22 protein-coding genes are annotated in these 20110 nt (G+C 30.6%); all 22 read left to right on the top strand.

What is annotated here, in order from left to right; genetic code table 11:
- Positions 1–8: 8 nt before the first annotated feature.
- The 22 genes from BT151_RS03560 to BT151_RS03455 all read left to right on the top strand — a co-directional run bounded on the left by BT151_RS03560 (position 9) and on the right by BT151_RS03455 (position 20039).
- On the top strand, positions 9–1490 hold the full coding sequence (locus tag BT151_RS03560; protein WP_072400372.1) for a DUF5687 family protein: 1482 nt from the start codon (positions 9–11) through the stop codon (positions 1488–1490).
- 12 nt (positions 1491–1502) lie between these two features.
- Positions 1503–2198, top strand: a complete 696-nt coding sequence (locus BT151_RS03555; protein ID WP_072400371.1) for an ABC transporter ATP-binding protein — start codon at positions 1503–1505, stop codon at positions 2196–2198.
- A gap of 119 nt (positions 2199–2317) precedes the next feature.
- Positions 2318–4882, top strand: coding sequence for a type IX secretion system periplasmic lipoprotein PorW/SprE (gene porW / locus BT151_RS03550; RefSeq protein ID WP_072400370.1), 2565 nt, complete (start codon positions 2318–2320; stop codon positions 4880–4882).
- A 13-nt stretch (positions 4883–4895) separates the two neighbouring features.
- Entirely contained in the window at positions 4896–5312 is a 417-nt protein-coding gene (locus BT151_RS03545) for a bactofilin family protein (RefSeq protein WP_072400369.1), read from the top strand.
- On the top strand, positions 5272–5505 hold the full coding sequence (locus BT151_RS03540) for an AtpZ/AtpI family protein (RefSeq protein WP_072400368.1): 234 nt from the start codon (positions 5272–5274) through the stop codon (positions 5503–5505). Before BT151_RS03545 ends, BT151_RS03540 begins: the two co-directional genes overlap by 41 nt.
- A complete protein-coding gene (locus BT151_RS18780; RefSeq protein WP_072400367.1) occupies positions 5498–5884 on the top strand; it encodes a DUF6168 family protein in 387 nt (128 codons plus the stop codon). The genes BT151_RS03540 and BT151_RS18780 overlap by 8 nt, the downstream gene beginning before the upstream one ends.
- A gap of 125 nt (positions 5885–6009) precedes the next feature.
- A complete protein-coding gene (gene atpB, locus BT151_RS03530) occupies positions 6010–7152 on the top strand; it encodes a F0F1 ATP synthase subunit A (RefSeq protein ID WP_084647888.1) in 1143 nt (380 codons plus the stop codon).
- 41 nt (positions 7153–7193) lie between these two features.
- Positions 7194–7394, top strand: a complete 201-nt coding sequence (gene atpE, locus BT151_RS03525; protein ID WP_044401428.1) for an ATP synthase F0 subunit C — start codon at positions 7194–7196, stop codon at positions 7392–7394.
- A gap of 84 nt (positions 7395–7478) precedes the next feature.
- Positions 7479–7970 carry a F0F1 ATP synthase subunit B gene (locus tag BT151_RS03520; protein ID WP_072400365.1) on the top strand — a complete coding sequence of 164 codons (492 nt, stop codon included), beginning with the start codon at positions 7479–7481 and terminating at the stop codon, positions 7968–7970.
- 5 nt (positions 7971–7975) lie between these two features.
- Positions 7976–8506, top strand: a complete 531-nt coding sequence (atpH, locus tag BT151_RS03515; RefSeq protein WP_072400364.1) for an ATP synthase F1 subunit delta — start codon at positions 7976–7978, stop codon at positions 8504–8506.
- Positions 8507–8533: 27 nt separating this feature from the next.
- The gene (gene atpA, locus BT151_RS03510) at positions 8534–10114 is read left to right on the top strand and encodes a F0F1 ATP synthase subunit alpha (protein WP_072400363.1); all 1581 of its coding nucleotides are present in this window, start codon (positions 8534–8536) and stop codon (positions 10112–10114) included.
- Positions 10115–10162: 48 nt separating this feature from the next.
- Positions 10163–11023: an ATP synthase F1 subunit gamma gene (gene atpG / locus BT151_RS03505; RefSeq protein ID WP_072400362.1), complete on the top strand. Its 861-nt coding sequence runs from the start codon at positions 10163–10165 to the stop codon at positions 11021–11023.
- 140 nt (positions 11024–11163) lie between these two features.
- The gene (locus BT151_RS03500) at positions 11164–12009 is read left to right on the top strand and encodes an alpha/beta fold hydrolase (RefSeq protein ID WP_072400361.1); all 846 of its coding nucleotides are present in this window, start codon (positions 11164–11166) and stop codon (positions 12007–12009) included.
- Entirely contained in the window at positions 12006–12500 is a 495-nt protein-coding gene (locus BT151_RS03495) for an RNA polymerase sigma factor (RefSeq protein ID WP_084647849.1), read from the top strand. The genes BT151_RS03500 and BT151_RS03495 overlap by 4 nt, the downstream gene beginning before the upstream one ends.
- Complete coding sequence (locus BT151_RS03490; RefSeq protein ID WP_072400360.1) at positions 12487–13038, top strand: hypothetical protein; 552 nt, start codon at positions 12487–12489, stop codon at positions 13036–13038. Before BT151_RS03495 ends, BT151_RS03490 begins: the two co-directional genes overlap by 14 nt.
- Positions 13039–13283: 245 nt before the next feature.
- Positions 13284–14744: an oligosaccharide flippase family protein gene (locus BT151_RS03485; protein WP_072400359.1), complete on the top strand. Its 1461-nt coding sequence runs from the start codon at positions 13284–13286 to the stop codon at positions 14742–14744.
- Between the two features lies 1 nt (position 14745).
- A complete protein-coding gene (gene dut / locus BT151_RS03480; RefSeq protein WP_072400358.1) occupies positions 14746–15180 on the top strand; it encodes a dUTP diphosphatase in 435 nt (144 codons plus the stop codon).
- Positions 15181–15216: 36 nt separating this feature from the next.
- Positions 15217–15480 carry a GIY-YIG nuclease family protein gene (locus tag BT151_RS03475; protein WP_072400357.1) on the top strand — a complete coding sequence of 88 codons (264 nt, stop codon included), beginning with the start codon at positions 15217–15219 and terminating at the stop codon, positions 15478–15480.
- Between the two features lie 99 nt (positions 15481–15579).
- Positions 15580–16599, top strand: a complete 1020-nt coding sequence (locus BT151_RS03470; protein ID WP_072400356.1) for a sugar phosphate nucleotidyltransferase — start codon at positions 15580–15582, stop codon at positions 16597–16599.
- Between the two features lie 97 nt (positions 16600–16696).
- Positions 16697–18037: a tetratricopeptide repeat protein gene (locus BT151_RS03465; RefSeq protein WP_072400355.1), complete on the top strand. Its 1341-nt coding sequence runs from the start codon at positions 16697–16699 to the stop codon at positions 18035–18037.
- A complete protein-coding gene (locus tag BT151_RS03460) occupies positions 18037–18804 on the top strand; it encodes a lipoprotein insertase outer membrane protein LolB1 (protein WP_072400354.1) in 768 nt (255 codons plus the stop codon). Before BT151_RS03465 ends, BT151_RS03460 begins: the two co-directional genes overlap by 1 nt.
- A complete protein-coding gene (locus tag BT151_RS03455; RefSeq protein ID WP_072400353.1) occupies positions 18804–20039 on the top strand; it encodes a murein hydrolase activator EnvC family protein in 1236 nt (411 codons plus the stop codon). The genes BT151_RS03460 and BT151_RS03455 overlap by 1 nt, the downstream gene beginning before the upstream one ends.
- Positions 20040–20110: the final 71 nt, after the last annotated feature.

Below are 20110 nucleotides of genomic sequence, written 5' to 3'. Positions count from 1 at the left end.
TACTTATTATGATAAAGCATTTTTTAAGCTTAGAGTGGAAATCCTTTTTTAGATCTGCAAGTTTTGGAAAAAGCATAGGAATTAAAATATTTATGGGCTTTTTAGCGCTATATTTTATGGGCATGTTTTTATTTGTGGGCTTTTTAATGGATAAAATTCTGAAAGAATCATATCCAGATTTAGATCCGCTTGTTGCTTTTAGTGGTTTAATATTCTTTTGGGTTTTAGGCGACTTGGTAGTTCGGTTTTTCTTCCAAAAATTACCGGTAATGAGTGTTAAGCCTTTACTAACACTTCCTATAAAACGTAAATCGATTGTTAATTATGTATTAGGAAAATCGGTCTTTTCATTTATTAATTTCTTGCCATTATTTGCAGTTGTTCCCTTTAGTATAAAGCTTATTTACTTCGGAGGATATGATACTTCAACAGTTTTAGTTTGGTTGGCAACAATTATTCTTTTAACGCTAATTAGTAACTTTCTTAATTTTATAATTGAAAGTTTATCAGCAGAAACCGAATTATCATTTTTACCTATTATTGTTTTGGTGGGTGCGCTTTATGGCTTAAATCATTTTGGAATTATAAATATTTCTGGTGCGCTTTCAAAAGGAATTACAGCAATTTATGAAAACCCAATATATATTTTAATACCAATATTAATACTTATAGGGCTTTACGTATACAACTTCAAGATTTTAAAACAAAAGCTATTTTTAGACAGTGGTTTAAAAACTAAAGTAAAAGAGGTAAACGCATCTAACTTGGAATGGACAAAAAACTTTGGTGACATAGCCCCGTTTTTAAAATTAGATTTAAAACTTATTTGGCGTAATAAACGAACCAAGTCTTCAGTTTTTATGGTTCTATTAGGGTTATTGTATGGTTTATTCTTTTATCCACAACCAACATATCAGGACATGCCGTGGTTCTTTGTATTTATTGGGATTTTTTCGACAGGGATATTTCTAATTAATTTTGGACAATTTATTCCAGCTTGGGACAGTGGTTATTACAAACTGCTTATGAGTCAAAATATTAAATATGAACAATATTTAAAATCAAAATTCACTTTAATGGCAGTTAGTGTTGCTATTTTATTCATTTTAGGGATTCCTTATGTGTTTTTTGGATGGAAAATTTTATTAGCACATTTTGCTGCTGCTATTTATAACATTGGTGTTAATACACATGTTATTTTATATGGTGGCTCTTTTAATAGAAAAAAGATAGATTTAAGTCAAAAAGCGGCGTTTAACTACCAAGGCACAGGTGCAGTACAATGGCTTATTGGGATTCCTTTATTACTTGTTCCAATGGGAATATTTGCTATATTTTACTTTTTAATTGGGTTTGAATTAGCTTGTTTAATAATAGCCATTCTTGGAGTAGTAGGTATTGTGTTTCATCAAAAACTAATGAAAACAATCACTGCAAAATATTTAGAATCAAAATATAAAATGATTGATGCTTTCGATCAAAATAACTAACAATATACAATCATGATAACAACATCAAACTTATCAAAAAAATACGCAGGTAAACAAGTTTTAAATATCGAATCTTTAGAAATCCCTAAAGGTCAGAGTTTTGGTTTAGTCGGAAATAATGGTGCCGGTAAAACGACCTATTTCAGTTTGCTTTTAGATTTAATTCAACCAACAACTGGTCATATAAAAAGTAACGATATACAAGTAAACCAAAGTGAAGATTGGAAACCTTTTACATCAGCTTTTATTGATGAAAGTTTTTTAATAGGCTATTTAACAGCCGAAGAATATTTTTATTTCATTGGGGAATTACGTGGACAAAATAAAGCCGATGTAGATAACCTCGTTTCTCAATTTGAAGACTTTTTTCATGGTGAAATATTGGGACAGAAAAAGTATTTACGCGATTTAAGTAAAGGAAATCAAAAAAAGGCTGGAATTGTTGCTGCATTAATTGGCAACCCAGAAGTTATTGTTTTAGATGAACCATTTGCAAATTTAGACCCTACAACTCAAATTCGTTTAAAGGGTATTATTAAAGATTTAGCCGAAAAACAAGGCGTTACTGTTTTAATTTCAAGTCACGATTTAATGCATGTTACCGATGTTTGCGAGCGTATTGTAGTGCTTGAAAAAGGAGAAGTTGTAAAAGACTTAAAAACAAGTGAAGCGACTTTAAAAGAACTCGAAGTGCATTTTTCGAATTAGTATTTCAGTCAAAAGTCAATTCATATTATAGGTTAATTCAAAAAGATGCTTATTTTTACCACTATGTATAATAATAGCAAGAGTTTGTAGTTATTATTTTAGACTAAAAATACCAGCATTTGAAAACATCATTTAAGGGCATATTACCTATTTTATTGTCTATTTTTTTGGTTGTAAGTTGTTCCAGAAAAAAAGACAAGTTTATTAATCGAAATTTTCATGCAGTTACAGCAGAATTTAACACGCTGTATAATGGTTATAATGCTTTAGAAGAAGGTAGAAGCAGTTTAAATGAGGCGTATTTTGACAATTACTGGGAAGTATTACCTATAGAGCGCATGCAAGTATTTGAAGACATGGTGCTTCCTGGGCAATCAAAAAACGAAAGTTTCTCTCGAGCTGAAGAAAAAGCTACAAAAACAATTCAAAAGCATAGTATGAATATTGGTGGGAAAGAGAAAAACCCACAAATAGATGAAGCTTATTTGCTTTTAGGAAAAGCCAGATATTTCGATCAACGTTTTATTCCGGCGTTAGAAGCCTTTAATTATATACTTTACAAATATCCAGCAAGCGATAAAATAAATCAAGCAAAAGTTTGGCGAGAAAAAGCTAATATTCGTTTAGATAATGATGAGCTAGCAATTAAAAACCTTAAGCGATTATTAGAACAAGAAGAACTCGAAAAACAAGATTTGGCTGATGCTACTTCTATTCTTGCACAAGCGTATTTAAATACAAAATCTATAGATAGTGCCATTACACAACTTGAAATCGCTTCGAATGCTACAAAAAGCAATGACGAACGTGGTCGTTATAGGTTTATACAAGGGCAATTGTATAATGAATTAGGTTACAAAGACAGTGCAAATATTGCTTTTGATAAAGTTATTGAGCTGAATCGTAAAACACCTAGAATATATATGATTACTGCATACCTCGAAAAAATTAAAAATTTCGATTATGAAAACGGTAATAAATTAGAAGCATCAGAATTGCTTACAGAACTTGAAGAAAATAGAGAAAACAGACCGTTTTTAGATAAAATTTATCACCAAATAGGCACATTTCATTTAAATAATAATTCCGATTCTTTAGCTGTTGCTTATTACAACAAGTCGTTACGAACAAATTCTAGAGATAAATTTTTGAAAGCTAAGAATTATGAAATTCTTGGTGATATGAATTTTGATACGTCTGTTTATGCTGAGGCAGGTAAATATTATGATAGCACAATGATTAATCTTGAGCTTAATTCTAAACCATATCGTGTAATTAAGCGTAAACGCGATAATTTAGAAGATGTTATTTACTATGAAGCAATTGCTTCAACAAACGATAGTATTTTAAATTTAGTAAACTTATCAGAAACAGAACGTGTTGCTTATTTTGATTCATTTATTGAAAAATTAAAAATCAAAGCTGAAGAAGAAAAGGAAAAAGCCCAAGCTGCCGAACGCAATAGCGGTTTAGTAACAGTTAACAATACTATTGGAGGTCCAACACAAAGGGCTGGTGCTCCAAATCAAGCTGCATTATTTTATTTTTATAACCCAACAACCGTAGCATATGGAAAAAATGAATTTGTAAAAACTTGGGGAGATAGAGCTTTAGAAGACGATTGGAGATGGTCAAGTAAAGGTGTTGTGGGTGGAACGGATAATGCCTCAGTTACTGCAGATAATTTGATAGCATCAGCATCTGATGAAGAAAAATTTGATCCTCAGTTTTATATTTCTAAAATTCCTTCAACCGAAAAAGAAATTGATAGCATTTCTAAAGACAGAAACTATGCTTATTATCAATTGGGGTTAATTTATAAAGAGAAGTTTAAAGAATACGAGCTTTCAAAAAGCAAATTTGAAAACTTATTAAATAGCAATCCAGAAGAGCGATTAATTTTACCTTCAAAATATAACTTATATAAGATTTACGAATTGTTAGGTGAAAATGATGAAGCTACAATTGCTAAAAATGATATTATTTCAACATATCCAGAATCTAGATATGCAACCATTCTAAAAAACCCAGAATTGGTTTCAGATAAAGATGAAAATAGTCCTGAGAGTTTATATGAAGCTTTATATATTCAGTATCAAAACCAAGAATATGAAGATGTCATTTCCAAAAGTAAAAACTACATAAATACTTTTGATGGCGAACCTATTGTGCCAAAATTTGAATTGCTAAAAGCGATAGCAATAGGTCGTTTATACGGTTACGAAGCTTATGGTAAAGCCATAAATAATCTTGCGGTTACTTATGCAAATACTCTAGAGGGTAAACAGGCACAAAATATTGAGTCTAATATTTTACCTAAATTAGCCAGTAAAGAGTTTATTGCAGAAAACGACAGTGTAACCAATAATTATAAAGTTGTTTTTCAATTTAAAAATATTAACTTAGAGGAAGTTGCGAATTTTCAAAAAACTTTAGATGAGGTTTTAGAAAACATTAGATATTATAAATTAACATCATCAATAGATGTTTATAATCCAGAAACAACTTTTGTAATTGTTCATGGCTTAAAAACAGGAACTGTTGCAAGAACTTTTGATCAATTATTAACGAAAGAAGATAATAAAAAAATAAAAACCCCATATTTTGTAGTAACATCTACAAACTATCAAATCATTCAAATTCATAAAAATTTGGATGCATATTTGAATCTAGATAACAATTAAAACCTAACACATTATGTTCTCTGAAAACAAAAAAGAAAAACAAATGGCAGAAAGTACATCAAACCAAAACATTATTGCTCAAGGCACTAAATTAGTTGGCGATTTTAATAGCGAAGGCGATTTTAGAATAGACGGAACTATAGAAGGCAATATTAAAACATCAGGCAAAGTGGTTCTTGGTAGATCAGGATTAATAAAAGGCACTTTAAACGGAACAGACGCCTATTTTGAAGGCAAGTTTTCTGGTAAATTAGCATTATCAGGCACATTAACTTTAAAATCTTCTGCACATGTTGAAGGTGAAGTCGTTGCGGGTAAACTAGCTGTAGAACCAGGGGCAACGTTTAATGTAACCTGTATTATGAAAGGCGCTGTAAAAGAAATGAACAATGGTGGACAAAGAAAACCAGAAACCGAAAAAACAGCTTAATAATTATATTAAATTTTCTGGTATTGCCTTTCAAATGATTGCAATTATATGTCTTTTTGCATTCTTTGGGGTATGGCTTGATGGAAAATTCCCCAATAATTTTAGCGCTTATACTTTAATTTTCTCACTTTTAGGTCTTGCAATTTCTATGTATTTTGTGATTAAGCAAGTAACAAATATGAATAATGAATAAAAAACTAAAAACATTCTTATTTGTTTTAATAGCCTTTACACTTCTTTTATTTAGCATTCAGTATTTTGTTATAGAGCATTTAAAACATATAAAAACTTTTTTTTATAATACTTGGAGTATTTATTGCTTTCATTTTTTTGCAACTTTACTCATTTATCTTTTTGTTTTTTTTGTACAAAAAACGTTCTCAGATAAAACCGGTTTTGCGTTTATAGCTTGTAGTTTATTAAAGATGATGGCATCTATTGTTTTTCTCTTACCTCTTATCCTTAATAAGGAACAATCGGCTTTAAACGACGTTATTGCATTTTTTATTCCTTATTTTTTGTACTTATTATTCGAGTTAATTTTCATTGTAAAAATGCTAAATAATAAATAGCTTTTTTTAACTAAAAAAGCAACAGTTTCAAATCTCGTTTTTTTTTAACTAAAAACTTTAAAATATTAATTAAAACCGTACATTTGCACCGAAATTTTAGGATGATAATTTTTTATTTAAAAGGTATGGTGATAGCAAAAAAATCTATCAAATTAATCACAATATTAGTTTTTGCTTTGCTTCCGTTTATTGCAATAGCATCAAATGGTGGTGAAAACGATGAAAATAAAGAATTCAACGCAAGTGAATTAATTAACGATCACATTGGTGATTCTCACGAATTTCATATTGCAGATTGGAATGGTCATCCAATCTCTTTTTATCTTCCTGTAATTTTATGGACAAATAATGGATTATCTGTTTTTTCATCATCTAAATTTCATCATGATAACTCTGGTGAGCATGTTGTAGAGGTTAATGGGCAGGAATTTGTTAGACATCATGAGGTTATATACTATGCAGATAAATACGAAACACTTAATGAAGAAGAAAAAGGAGCATTCAATTTTGAAGCACGCCCTTTAGATTTTTCAATTACTAAATTAGTCTTTTCAATGTTAATGTCGGCGATAATAATTTTCTTATTGTTTTCAGCTGTAGCGCGTTCATATAAAAAGAATAATAAAGCCCCTAAAGGTTTAGCTGGTTTTATGGAGCCATTAATAACTTTTGTAAGGGACGATATTGCTATTCCTAATATTGGGGAGAAAAAGTATGCTAAGTATATGCCATACTTATTAACCATATTCTTTTTTATATGGATTAATAATTTAATAGGTTTAATACCATTTTTTCCATTTAGTTCTAACTTAACAGGAAACATATTTTTCACGTTTGTATTATCTTTTATTACATTTTTAATTACATCATTTAGTGGAAACAAAGATTATTGGAAGCACATTTTAACGCCGCCAGTACCAAAAGCATTGTATCCTATTATGGTACCAATAGAAATCATTGGTATTTTCACAAAACCATTTGCATTAATGATACGTTTATTCGCAAACATAACTGCGGGTCACATTATTATATTAAGTTTAATATCTCTTATTTTTATATTTAAAAGCGTGTTTATTGCACCAGTTTCTGGAGCGTTCGTTTTGTTTATGAGTGTGTTAGAGATGTTAGTTGCTGCTTTACAAGCTTATGTTTTTACATTGTTATCAGCATTATTTATTGGTCAGGCTGTAGCAGACCACGATCATGCTCATGATGAACATGATCACGAAATTTCTGACGCAGAAGACGTGAGAGGAGATTTCATTTAAAAAAGAGTTTTTTAATTATTAACTAAATAAATTTTATTATTATGGTATTAGCTGGAATCGGTGCTGGATTAGCTGCAATTGGAGCAGGAATTGGTATTGGAAAAATTGGTGGATCTGCAATGGATGCTATTGCACGTCAACCAGAAGCTACTTCAAAAATTCAAACTGCAATGATTATTGCTGCTGCACTTATTGAAGGTGTTGCACTTTTCGCAGTGGTAGTTGCTTTAATTGCAAAGTAATTTTTGAAAACAGATTAAATCTTCCCAAAACGGTTGGTTTTGGGAAGATTTTAAACAAAACAATAATTAAATAAAAATACAGATATGAACTTTACTGCACCAGAAAGTTTAATTTTTTGGACTACGATAATATTTGTCGTGTTCTTTTTCTTGTTAAAAAAGTTTGCTTGGAAACCTATTTTAGGAGCTGTTAAAAGCAGAGAAGAATCTATTAATAATGCATTAGATTCTGCTGAAAAGGCAAAATTAGAAATGCAAAATCTTCAAGCAGATAACCAAAAGTTATTAAAAGAAGCTAAAGCAGAACGTGAAATCATGTTAAAAGAAGCTCGTGATATCAAGAATAAAATGATTGAAGATGCTAAAGGTGAAGCTCAAGAGCAAGCAAATAAAATGATTGAACAAGCACAAGCTGCTATTGAAGGAGAAAAGAAAGCTGCTATGGCAGAATTAAAAAACCATGTAGCAAGTTTATCTTTGGAGATTGCTGAAAAAGTAGTGCGTACAGAATTATCTAATAAAGACAGTCAATTACAATTGGTTGAAACTATGTTAGGTGAAAAATCTTTAAACTAGTAATAATGGCAGGAGCAGCAATACGTTACGCAAAAGCAATGTTAAGTTTAGCATCAGATCAAAAAACAGCAGACGCTGTAAATAATGATATGAAACTAATTTCTAATACTATTGCCGAAAGTAAAGAGTTAAGTGATGCGCTTCAAAGTCCTGTAATTCCTTCTTCAGTAAAAAAATCTATTCTATTAGATGTTTTTAAAAACTCCAATAAAGGCACAATTAGCTTAATTGATACTTTAATGAGTAATAACAGAATAAATATTTTGAGCGAAGTTGCTTTAAAATACAATCAGTTATTTGATGCATCTAAAGGTATTGAGTTAGCAACTGTTACAACAGTAGTGGCCTTAACAGATGATTTAAAGAAGAAAGTTTTAGCAAAAGCTAAAGAACTTACAGGGAAAGATGTTGAAGTAGAAAACACTATAGATGAAAGCATTTTAGGTGGTTTCATTTTACGTATAGGAGATTTACAATACAACGCAAGTGTTGCAAATCAATTAAACAAATTAAAAAGAGAATTTACATTAAACTAAGATATTTATATCTAAATAAATAATAAGATGGCAGAAGTAAAACCAGCTGAAATATCAGCAATCTTAAAACAACAACTTTCGGGTTTTGAAGCAAGTGCTTCATTAGATGAAGTAGGAACTGTATTAACTGTAGGAGATGGTATTGTACGTGCTTACGGATTGGCTAATGCTCAATACGGAGAATTAGTAGAATTCGAAGGCGGTTTAGAAGGTATTGTACTTAACCTAGAAGAAGATAACGTAGGTATTGTATTATTAGGAGCATCTGTTGGTGTAAGAGAAGGCTCTATCGTAAAACGTACATCTCGTATTGCTTCTGTTAATGTAGGTGAAGGTATTGTTGGACGTGTTGTTGATACTTTAGGGAATCCTATTGACGGTAAAGGACCAATCACAGGTAAAACTTACGAAATGCCTCTAGAGCGTAAAGCTCCTGGAGTTATTTTTCGTGAGCCAGTAACTGAGCCATTACAAACAGGAATTAAATCTATCGATGCGATGATTCCAGTAGGTCGTGGTCAACGTGAGTTGGTTATTGGTGACCGTCAAACTGGTAAAACAGCAGTTTGTATTGATACCATCTTAAATCAAAAAGAATTTTACGATGCAGGTGAGCCTGTATATTGTATATATGTTGCCGTTGGACAAAAAGCATCAACTGTAGCTTTAATTGCTAAAACTTTAGAAGAAAAAGGTGCATTAGCTTATACTACTATAGTAGCTGCAAACGCATCAGATCCTGCTGCTATGCAAGTTTATGCTCCGTTTACAGGTGCTTCTATTGGAGAATATTTTAGAGATACTGGTCGTCCAGCTTTAATTGTATTTGATGATTTATCAAAACAAGCGGTTGCTTACCGTGAGGTATCTTTATTATTACGTCGTCCACCAGGACGTGAGGCATATCCAGGTGATGTTTTCTATCTTCACTCTAGATTATTAGAGCGCTCAGCAAAAATCATCAATAATGATGAAATTGCTAAAAACATGAACGACTTACCAGATTCATTAAAATCAATAGTAAAAGGTGGTGGTTCTTTAACTGCTTTACCAATTATTGAAACTCAAGCGGGTGATGTTTCTGCATATATTCCAACAAACGTAATTTCGATTACAGATGGACAAATTTTCTTAGATGGAGATTTATTTAACTCAGGTGTACGTCCAGCAATTAACGTAGGTATTTCTGTATCTCGTGTTGGTGGTAACGCTCAGATTAAGTCTATGAAAAAAGTGTCTGGAACATTAAAATTAGATCAAGCACAATATCGCGAGTTAGAAGCGTTTGCTAAGTTTGGTTCAGATTTAGATGCTGTAACGTTGAATGTAATTAACAAAGGAAAACGTAACGTTGAGATTTTAAAACAAGCACAAAATGATCCTTTTACAGTTGAAGATCAAGTTGCTATTATTTATGCAGGTTCTAAAAACTTATTAAGAGATGTTCCTGTTGAAAAAGTAAAGGAATTTGAAAGAGATTATTTAGAGTTTTTAAAAGCGAAACATAGTGATGTTTTAGCAACTTTAAAAGCAGGAAAATTAACTGATGAAGTTACAGATACATTAACGGCTGTAGCAAAAGATTTATCAGGAAAATATAGAGCTTAATAACCTTAATGTCATCCTGAACTTGCTTCTGGATCTCAAAAAGAAAATATGGCAAATTTAAAAGAAATACGTAACAGAATATCATCGGTATCTTCAACGATGCAGATTACTAGTGCCATGAAAATGGTATCTGCTGCAAAGCTAAAGAAAGCTCAAGATGCTATTACCGCAATGCGTCCTTACGCAGATAAGTTAACTGAACTTTTACAAAGTTTAAGCGCAACTTTAGATGAAGATTCTGGAAGTAAATTTTCTACTCAACGCGAGGTAAAAAAGGTTTTAATAGTTGTTATTACTTCAAACAGAGGTTTAGCAGGCGCTTTTAATTCAAATATTATTAAAGAAGTTAATAATCTAACTTCTAAAAGATATGCTAATCAAGAAGTGTCTTATTTCGCTATTGGAAAAAAAGGGAATGATGCCTTTAAAAAAACCAATAAAGTTATAGCTAATAAAAGTGAAGTTTTTGATGATTTAACTTTTGATAATGTTTCTGAAATAGCAGAACTATTAATGGATAAATTTGTTGCAGGTGATTTTGATAAAATTGAAATTATTTATAACAAATTTAAAAACGCTGCAACTCAATTAGTTACTACAGAACAATTTTTACCAATAGTACCAGTTGAAGGCGCAGTAAATAATAATGCAGACTATATTTTCGAACCTTCAAAAATTGAAATCGTTGAGCAATTAATTCCTAAGTCTTTAAAAACTCAATTATATAAAGGTATTAGAGATTCTTTTGCATCTGAACATGGTGCTCGTATGACTGCAATGCATAAAGCAACAGATAATGCTACCGAGTTAAGAGATCAACTTAAATTAACATACAACAAAGCTAGACAGGCTTCAATTACTAACGAAATTTTAGAGATTGTTGGAGGAGCAGAAGCTTTGAATAATTAAAATATAATGCCTGAAACAACAGGTGTTTATAATGCAAAACCTCACAGAAATGTGAGGTTTTTTTATTTTAGTTAAAATAATATGTAACATTTTTAAAAAATTGTATCAAAAGGGAAAATAAACTAAAAATCATTTTTCTTATGAAAACAATTAAAACAAAATTAATCGTATTACTTACTATTATTTCCTTTTCTGTATCTGGACAAAACAAAGCCTTCAAAGTAAATGTTATTGGTAAAGGTGAGCCTATTCTTTTCTTTCCTGGATTTACATGTACAGGAGAAGTGTGGAACGATGTTGTAGCAGAACTTTCTAAAGCACACGAATGTCATATATTTACTTTCGCAGGCTTTGGTGATGTTTTACCAATTGAAAAACCATGGCTTCCAAAAATTAAAAACGAAGTAGAAGCTTATATTAAAGATAAGAATTTAAAAAACACTGTAATTATTGGTCATAGCCTTGGTGGAGCATTAGGACTTTGGATTGCTTCTGAACAAAATGTTGAACTAAAAAAACTTATTGTCGTAGATGCTTTACCTTCTACAGGAGCGCTTATTATGCCTAATTTTAAGAGTGAATATATGCAATATGATAGTCCATATAATAATCAAACTTTAGCTATGAATAAAGAAGATTTTGAAAATATGGCGAATCAAATGGCGCAAGGCATGACAAAAAATGTTGATAAACAATTACTTATTAAGGATTGGATGGTTAAAGCAGATAGAGAAACCTATGTGTATGGTTATACAGATTTACTTAAATTAGATTTACGTGAAAATATTGCCAACATAAAAATTCCTGTAACGATATTAGGTGCTACAAATCCTTATGGTAAAGAAGCTGCACAGAAAAATTATGAAGAGCAATATAAAAACTTAGAGTCGTACAATTTAATTTTTGCAGAAGATTCCGCCCACTTTATCATGTATGATAAGCCTGAGTGGTTTTTAAATCAACTAAATGAAGAGTTGAAACAATGAAAGAAAATATCAAATTTGAACAAATTTACTACAATAACTACAATAAAGTAGTGCGTATATGCATGGGTTATGTAAAGGGTAATGAGCCTTTAGCTCAAGATTTGGCTCAAGAGGTGTTTGTGAAAGTTTGGGAAGGTTTAGAAAGATTTAAAGGAGAAAGTAAAATCTCAACATGGATTTATAGAATTACAGTAAATACATGCCTTTTAGAACTCAGAAAAAAGAAATATACTTCTAATAAAAACATTGAAGATCAAGCTGAAATATATGAAGTTGATTCTCATGCTCAAAAAGAAAGTCAATTAAATCAATTACACAGATGTATTCAGCACCTTTCTGTCGATAAAAAAGCGCTTATAGTGTTAGAGATGGAAGATATTCCTCAAAAGGAAATTTCGGTTATTCTAGGGCTTTCCCATGAAGTAGTAAGAACTAGAATTCACAGAATAAAAAACGAACTTAAAACATGTATTTTAAATGGAACTCTTTGAAAACTTAAAAAACGATTGGCAAAACCAATCTACTCAAATTCCCACAGATGATGGGATTAAAATAATATCAAACAAAATTAAAGCTCTAAAAAGCAAACAACGTATTACTAATATTGTGTTGTTAGCAACAGTTGCAATACTTGTTTTTTTCTTTTTTTACGTAGCAGCTTATACTCAAAGTACAGCAACATGGGGTTTAATATTAATGATTTTACCACTTTTAGTCAGAGTAATTATAGAACTTCTTAGCATTAAAAAACTAGACAAGCTTAATAAAGGAATTGATTTTAAATCATTTAAAATTAAGTTAGAAAGTTATTATAAATCCAGAAAGCAAGTTCATTTTGTGCTAACGCCAGTAGTTTTTGCAGTATATGTTATTGGATTTATAATGCTTTTACCAAATTTTAAACAAGCTCTTTCTTCAGGGTTTTATAATTACATTCTTGTTTCTTCAGTAGTGATAATTCTTCTTTTGGCATTTTTTATCATAAAAGAAATAAAGAAAGAGCTTTTGTTTTTAAATGAACTTAAATAAACACAAAAATATAAATAATTGATAATGAGTTATTTGTATTGTATTTTGATGTTTATGTCAAAATTTCAGTGAATGTTTTTAAACTAAAATATGCTGAATGTATAGTGAGTTTCAATAATTTTAAAAAATCTAATATTCTTTAAAAGAAAACGTAACACTATCCATAACACAACCCAATACACAACAATTTATCTTTGGTTTGCTTTAGCTAAAAACGTATTTTTAGCGATACAAATAACCTATCATTGAGCACATTCAAAACATTATTTAAGCAAACATTCATTTACGGATTAGCTACTGTGCTACCAAGAATGCTTAGCTTTCTATTAGTACGATTACACACTGATGAGAGTGTTTTAAAATCGGTGGCCGATTATGGAGATGTATCTTTAATCTTTTCTTATTTTGTTTTATTTAATGTCATTCTAGCCTACGGAATGGAAACAGCATTCTTTAGATTTTTTAATAAGGAAGAGGATGGAATTAAAGTGATTGGAACATCAACAATTTCTTTAATTATTACTTCGTTAATCTTTTTTGCTTTAGCATTAGTTTTTCAGGACACCATTGCGAAATCTATTGATATAAAAGTAGAATACATTAATCTGGTTATTTGGATTTTACTCTTAGATGCATTAGTTATTATTCCATTTGCTTGGTTAAGGGCAAATGCAAAACCAATGAAATATGCCCTTATTAAAATATTGAATGTAGTTATTAATCTTGGATTAAATCTGTTTTTGCTTTTGTGGTTAAAAGATTTAGCTTCTCAATCATCAATATTTGAGCCCTTTTACAGACCAAATTTTGAAATTAACTATATATTCATCGCCAATTTAGTAGCCAGTGCGGTTACTTTATTGCTAATGCTTCCATTTTATTTTAAGATAAAATACACATTCAATACTTTGCTTTGGAAACAAATGATGCGTTATGCATTTCCTGTCTTAATTGCTGGCGTTGCTTTTTCTATTAATGAAACTTTTGATAGGATTTTATTAGATAAATTACTTCCTGAAAACATAGCCAAAACAGAGATTGGCATGTATTCTGCTTGTTATAAATTAGCATTGTTTATGACCTTGTTTGCAACCGCATATCGCTTAGGCATAGAGCCATTCTTTTTTAGTCATGCCAAAACACAAAACCCCCAAAAAAACTATGCTAGAATTTTGGAATATTTTGTCATTTTTGGTTCTGTTATTTTGCTAACAGTTGTTGTTTTTGCAGATATTTTAAAAGTTGTTTTTATTGGAAACGAGGCATATTGGAAAGCCATGTGGATTATTCCAATAATTCTATTAGCTAATTTTTGTTTAGGTATTTATCATAATCTTTCTGTATGGTATAAGATTACTGATAGAACAAAATTTGGAGCTTATATATCCGTTTTTGGGGCATTGTTAACGTTAGCATTAAATTTTTTGTTAATTCCAATTATGAGCTATAAGGGTTCTGCATTAGCAACATTAACAGCTTATGCTAGTATGATGATTTTATCATATTATTTTGGAAAAAAGTACTACCCAATACCCTATAATTTAAAGAAAATAGGTTTGTATTTATTGCTCTCAACGGTATTATCTATAGTATCGTTTTATCAATTTAGAGGCGTTTATTCTATTGGAATATCGATGTTAATTGTATTTTTGGGAATTATTTATTTTTCAGAAAAAAACGAAATAAAACAATTGTTAAAAAAATAACATGCAAATAAAAATAGTAAACAAATCGAATCACGATTTACCACATTATGAAACCATTGCTTCCGCAGGAATGGATTTACGCGCAAATATTTCGGAGTCAAGAGTTTTAAAACCTTTAGAAAGAAGTATTGTAGGTACAGGTTTATTTATCGAATTACCTATAGGTTACGAGGCTCAAGTACGCCCAAGAAGTGGGTTGGCAGCAAAAAAAGGAATCACTGTATTAAATGCACCAGGAACTGTTGATGCAGATTACAGGGGAGAAATAGGCGTTATTTTAGTAAATCTTTCAAATGAAGATTTTATTATTAATAATGGTGAGCGTATTGCACAATTAGTAATTGCTAAACACGAACGAGCAGAATGGGAAGCGGTTGAAATACTTTCTGAAACCTCACGAGGAGAAGGTGGATTTGGTAGTACAGGCGTGAAATAAACCAATTCCTGCGAATGCAGGAATCTCTAAAAAAAAATGAATCTTTGGTATGTTTATATCATTACAAATAAACCTCAAGGAGTTATTTATATTGGAGTCACGGATAATATTGATGAAAGAGTAAAAGAGCATAAATTAAAAGCAAATCCAAAAGCATTTACAGCAAAATATAATTGTAGTGTTCTCGTATATTTTGAAGAGTTTGAAAACGGAAATGGAGCCGAAAAAAGAGAAAGGCAATTTAAGAAGTGGAAAAGAGATTGGAAAATTAAACTCATACAAGAAATGAATTCAAGTTAGACTGATTTGAGTTTAAATTGGAATTTAAATTTTAATAAATTAAGAGAATAAAATTATAAGTTTAATCTTAAAAGATACCTGCCTACGCAGGCATTTAACATGAAAATAATAGTACCAATGGCAGGACGAGGTTCTCGTTTACGCCCACATAGTTTAACCGTACCAAAACCATTAATTCCTGTTGCAGGACAGCCTATTGTTCATAGGTTAGTAAAAGATATTGCCAAAGTTTTAAAACAACCTATTGAAGAAATAGCATTTGTTTTAGGTGATCCAGCTTGGTTTGGAGACGATGTCGTTACTAGTTTAGAAGATTTAGCAAAAGGGTTAGGCGCTAAAGCATCTATTTACCGTCAAGATTTACCACTAGGGACAGGTCATGCTATTATGTGTGCAAAACCCTCGCTTTCAGGTCCAGCAGTAATCGCTTATGCAGATACACTAATTAGAGCGGAATTTGATTTAGACCCGACTGCCGATAGTGTTATTTGGACTAAAGAAGTTGAAAACCCAGAAGCTTATGGTGTTGTTAAGCTAAATGACAACCAAGAGATTGTGGAATTGGTTGAGAAACCAGATACTTTTGTTAGCAATCAAGCTGTAATAGGTATTTATTATTTTAAAGATGTAGCAGTTTTAAAAGGAAAACTACAAGAAATTCTTGATGAAAACGTTATGAATGGTGGTGAATACCAAATTAATGATGGCATCAAGCGTATGATGGCAGATGGTAAAGTTTTCAAAACAGGAACAGTAGATGAGTGGATGGACTGCGGAAATAAATCCATAACCATTGAAACAAATCAGCGTATGCTAGGTTTTTTAAAAGAAGATGGCGAAGAAGAACTAATTGCAGCTTCATCTAAATTAGAGAATTCTAAAATTATTGAACCCTGTTTTGTTGGCGAAAATGTGGTACTTAAAAATACAACTATTGGACCTTTTGTTTCCGTTGGAAATAATACTATTATTGAAAACTCAATCGTTAAAAACAGCTTAATACAAACGCATACAAGTATTAAAAATGCTAATTTAGATAATGCTATGATTGGTAATCATGTAAAGTATAATGGTGATTTTAAAAGTATCAGTATAGGAGATTATTCTATTTTGGAATAAAAACACCTGTGAAGGCAGGAATTCATTAACATAGAGTTTGGAATGCTATTTGAAAGCTAGTTATCATGTCTAAGCTAAGCGAGACATCACATAATCAATGAAAAAACAAATCTACATATATCTTCTTTTATTTGGAATATTAATTATTCCACAGGCAAACTATGCTCAAAATGACGATTTAGGTGATAATGACGATAAATTTGAAGTCCTTTTCTATGAAGCATTGAAACAAAAAGGTATTGAAAATTATGACCGTTCTGTTGAAGCTCTTTTACAATGTATAGACATAGATAATTCTGTTCCTGTTTTATATTTTGAATTAGGCAAAAATTACAATATGCTTAAAAATTTTGGAGCAGCAGAAGATGCACTTAAAAAAGCAGTGAATAAGGATCCAGATAATGAATGGTTTTTAGATGAATTGTATGCTTTTTATGTATCCCAAAACGAACATGATAAAGCCATAAAAACTGTTAAGCAACTTGTTAAATATCATCCTGATTATAAAGAAGATTTAGCATCACTTTATGTTAGAACCGAAAAATATGATGATGCTTTGGAGATTTTAGATGAGTTAGATAATGAATTTGGAATATCTGTTTCTCGTGATATTATGAGAAACAGAATTTATGAAGTTACTGGGCGCAAAAAAGATCAAATTAAAAATCTTGAAGAACGTGTTGAAAATAATCCAGATAAAGAATCAAATTATTTGGCGCTTATTTTCCGCTACAGTGAAAACAACGAAAAAGAAAAGGCTTTTGAAACCGCAAAAGAACTGCTAAAAACAAATCCGAATTCGCAAATAGTTCATTTAGCGTTATACAAGTTTTATTTAGACGATAATAATGCTGATAAAGCTATAGAGTCGATGAAAATTGTGGTTAAAAGCTCAGAAATAAAACCCGAAGCAAAACTTAAAGTATTAACCGATTTTGTTCAATTTGTTGGCGATAATCCGCAATACGAAGCCGATTTAATAGATGCTACAAGCATGGTAAGTGATTCCAATAATAGTAAAACGCTTATAGAATTAGGTCAGTACCATTTAGCGAAAAACAACAAGGCAAAAGCTTTAGAATATTTTGAAACGGCTTTACAATTAGAACCAGGGAATTTTATGGTTTTACGTAATGTATTACTATTATATATTGATTTAAAAAAGTATAATTTAGCCGAAGAAAAGAGTACTGAAGTACTTGAAGAATATCCATCACAACCCTTGTTTTATTTAATAAATGGTGTGGCGTTAAACGAATTAAACCAACCAAAAAAAGCTTTAGAATCTTTAGAAACAGGATTAGATTATATTATTGATGACAATAAAATGGAAGCTGACTTCTATAACCAATTAGGTAAAGCATACACTTTGTTAAACAATACAGATAAAGCAAAAGCGTTTACAGATAAAGCAAAACAAATAGAAAATTCAAATTAATGAATATACGTTCCCAATTCACTTTAATCTTGTTAATGGTATTTATGTTTAATTGCAAATCTGCAAAAACAATTTCTAGTGGCGAAGCAAACTACAATCTATCTACAAGACAATTATTAAAAGAGAACGCAAAACAAACACCAAGTTTTAAAACGCTTCAGTCTAAGCTTAAAATCACCCTTCTTCAAAATGGAAAGTCGCAAACACATACGGTAAATTTTAGAGTCAAAAAAGATGAAATGTTATGGATAAACGCTTCATTTTCTATTATTAGAGCGTTAGTAACTCCAGAAAAAGTGAGTTTTTATAACAAATTAGACAACACGTATTTTGATGGTGATTATAAATATTTAAGTGATTTATTGGGTACTGAATTAGACTTTAAAAAAGTTCAAAATTTATTAATTGGTGAAGCAGTTTACAACTTAAAAGATGGCGATTATAAAGCCTATGTAGATGATGGTTCTTATGTACTTCAGCCTAAAAAGCAGCGCGAATTATTTGAAATATTCTTTTTGTTAGACCCTTCCTATTTTAAAGTGAAATCTCAGCAAATCACACAGCCTAAAGAGTTGAGACATTTGCAAATAGACTATTTATCACATCAAGAAGTTGAAAAACAAATTTTGCCAGAGCAAATAAAAATAATAGCAGTAGAGGCAAACGAAGAGGTTATTTTAAATTTAGAATTTAAAAACGTTTCATTAAATGAAGATTTAAAATTCCCTTTTAAAATCCCTTCTGGTTTTAAAGAAATCGAGCTTTAATGAGAAATAAAAAACACATATATAAAATATTGTTACTACTAAGTTTTTTACTTTGTGGTACAGTAGTTTTTTCTCAAAATAATAAGCAAAAAGAACTAGAAACACGCCTACAAGAATTACGCAGAGAGATTCAAAAAATTAATGAATTACGTGCTGAAAACAAATCAAAAGAAAAGTCGCAAATCTCATTAATTGAAGATTTTAACTATAAAATAAGAGTGCTGTCTAACTTAATTAAAGTCACCAACCAGCAGGCCAATTTGTTAACACGAGAGATAAATACAAATCAAAATAAAATAACCAATTTAAGAGACGAGCTAAGCCAGTTAAAAGAAGATTACGCTGCAATGATTGTGAAGTCTTATAAAAGTAAAAATCAACAAAGCAGAATTATGTTTTTGTTGTCTTCAAACGATTTTAAACAAGCCTATAAAAGGTTACAGTATATTAAACAATATTCAGACCACCAAAAGCAGCAAGGTGAAACTATAAAGGCAAAAACAATAGAACTACAAGAAACTAACAGTAATTTATTAAAACAGCAAGACAATAAGAATAAGTTAATAGCTGAAAATAAAGCTGTTCAAAAATCATTAGAAACAGAACGAAAAGAGCATGAGGCTTTAATGAAATCTATAAAAAAGAATTTGTCGTTATATGCTTCTCAAATAAAGCAAAAGCAAAGAGAGGCCGATAGAATTGATGCAGAAATAGATCGCATTATTAAAGCAGCAATTGCAGCATCTAATAAAAAAGCAGGCGCTACTAAAACCACAAACTCAACAAGTTTTGCATTAACTCCAGAAGAAAAGGTTTTAGCCTCTAATTTTGTGTCGAATAAAGGAAAGTTACCTTGGCCAGTAGAAAAAGGGGTTGTGAGATTGGGTTACGGTACACAACCTCATCCTATTGATAAATCGCTAACTATTAAAAGTAATGGCGTTCGTATTGCTACTGAAAAAGGCGCAAAAGTTATGGCTATTTTTGATGGTGAAGTAAGCGAAATTATTAAAATGAAAAACGTAAACCCAATTGTAATGATTCGTCATGGTAATTATTTGACGCTATACAGAAATTTATCTCATGTTTACGTTAAAAAAGGAGATAAAGTAAAAACAAAACAAGTAATTGGCGAAGTTTTTACAAACCCATCAAATGGAGAAACGATATTAAGTTTTGCAATATCTAAAGGAGTAAGTACCGAAAATCCTGCAAGTTGGATTTATAAGATGTGATACAACTCTTTATCCTGAATTTGTTTCAGAAACTCACATATTTAAGTTTTAAAAGTTATTCTTTGTCGTGA

The organism is Flaviramulus basaltis, from assembly GCF_900114265.1.
Classification (GTDB): Bacteria; Bacteroidota; Bacteroidia; order Flavobacteriales; family Flavobacteriaceae; genus Flaviramulus; species Flaviramulus basaltis.
Note: the sequence above shows the minus strand (reverse complement) of the source record. Positions and strands in the feature narration are given on the sequence as shown.

Excerpts from the sequence above, each read along its gene's own strand:
- BT151_RS03520 (WP_072400365.1), top strand. The coding sequence starts at position 7,479 with ATGAACTTTACTGCACCAGAAAGTTTAATTTTTTGGACTACGATAATA.
- BT151_RS03545 (WP_072400369.1), top strand. The coding sequence starts at position 4,896 with ATGTTCTCTGAAAACAAAAAAGAAAAACAAATGGCAGAAAGTACATCA.
- atpE (WP_044401428.1), top strand. The coding sequence starts at position 7,194 with ATGGTATTAGCTGGAATCGGTGCTGGATTAGCTGCAATTGGAGCAGGA.
- BT151_RS03475 (WP_072400357.1), top strand. The coding sequence starts at position 15,217 with ATGAATCTTTGGTATGTTTATATCATTACAAATAAACCTCAAGGAGTT.
- atpB (WP_084647888.1), top strand. The coding sequence starts at position 6,010 with ATGGTGATAGCAAAAAAATCTATCAAATTAATCACAATATTAGTTTTT.
- BT151_RS03470 (WP_072400356.1), top strand. The coding sequence starts at position 15,580 with ATGAAAATAATAGTACCAATGGCAGGACGAGGTTCTCGTTTACGCCCA.
- BT151_RS03500 (WP_072400361.1), top strand. The coding sequence starts at position 11,164 with ATGAAAACAATTAAAACAAAATTAATCGTATTACTTACTATTATTTCC.
- BT151_RS03495 (WP_084647849.1), top strand. The coding sequence starts at position 12,006 with ATGAAAGAAAATATCAAATTTGAACAAATTTACTACAATAACTACAAT.
- BT151_RS03555 (WP_072400371.1), top strand. The coding sequence starts at position 1,503 with ATGATAACAACATCAAACTTATCAAAAAAATACGCAGGTAAACAAGTT.
- atpH (WP_072400364.1), top strand. The coding sequence starts at position 7,976 with ATGGCAGGAGCAGCAATACGTTACGCAAAAGCAATGTTAAGTTTAGCA.
- BT151_RS03560 (WP_072400372.1), top strand. The coding sequence starts at position 9 with ATGATAAAGCATTTTTTAAGCTTAGAGTGGAAATCCTTTTTTAGATCT.
- atpG (WP_072400362.1), top strand. The coding sequence starts at position 10,163 with ATGGCAAATTTAAAAGAAATACGTAACAGAATATCATCGGTATCTTCA.
- dut (WP_072400358.1), top strand. The coding sequence starts at position 14,746 with ATGCAAATAAAAATAGTAAACAAATCGAATCACGATTTACCACATTAT.
- BT151_RS03465 (WP_072400355.1), top strand. The coding sequence starts at position 16,697 with ATGAAAAAACAAATCTACATATATCTTCTTTTATTTGGAATATTAATT.
- BT151_RS03455 (WP_072400353.1), top strand. The coding sequence starts at position 18,804 with ATGAGAAATAAAAAACACATATATAAAATATTGTTACTACTAAGTTTT.
- BT151_RS03460 (WP_072400354.1), top strand. The coding sequence starts at position 18,037 with ATGAATATACGTTCCCAATTCACTTTAATCTTGTTAATGGTATTTATG.
- BT151_RS03490 (WP_072400360.1), top strand. The coding sequence starts at position 12,487 with ATGGAACTCTTTGAAAACTTAAAAAACGATTGGCAAAACCAATCTACT.
- BT151_RS03540 (WP_072400368.1), top strand. The coding sequence starts at position 5,272 with ATGGTGGACAAAGAAAACCAGAAACCGAAAAAACAGCTTAATAATTAT.
- BT151_RS18780 (WP_072400367.1), top strand. The coding sequence starts at position 5,498 with ATGAATAAAAAACTAAAAACATTCTTATTTGTTTTAATAGCCTTTACA.
- atpA (WP_072400363.1), top strand. The coding sequence starts at position 8,534 with ATGGCAGAAGTAAAACCAGCTGAAATATCAGCAATCTTAAAACAACAA.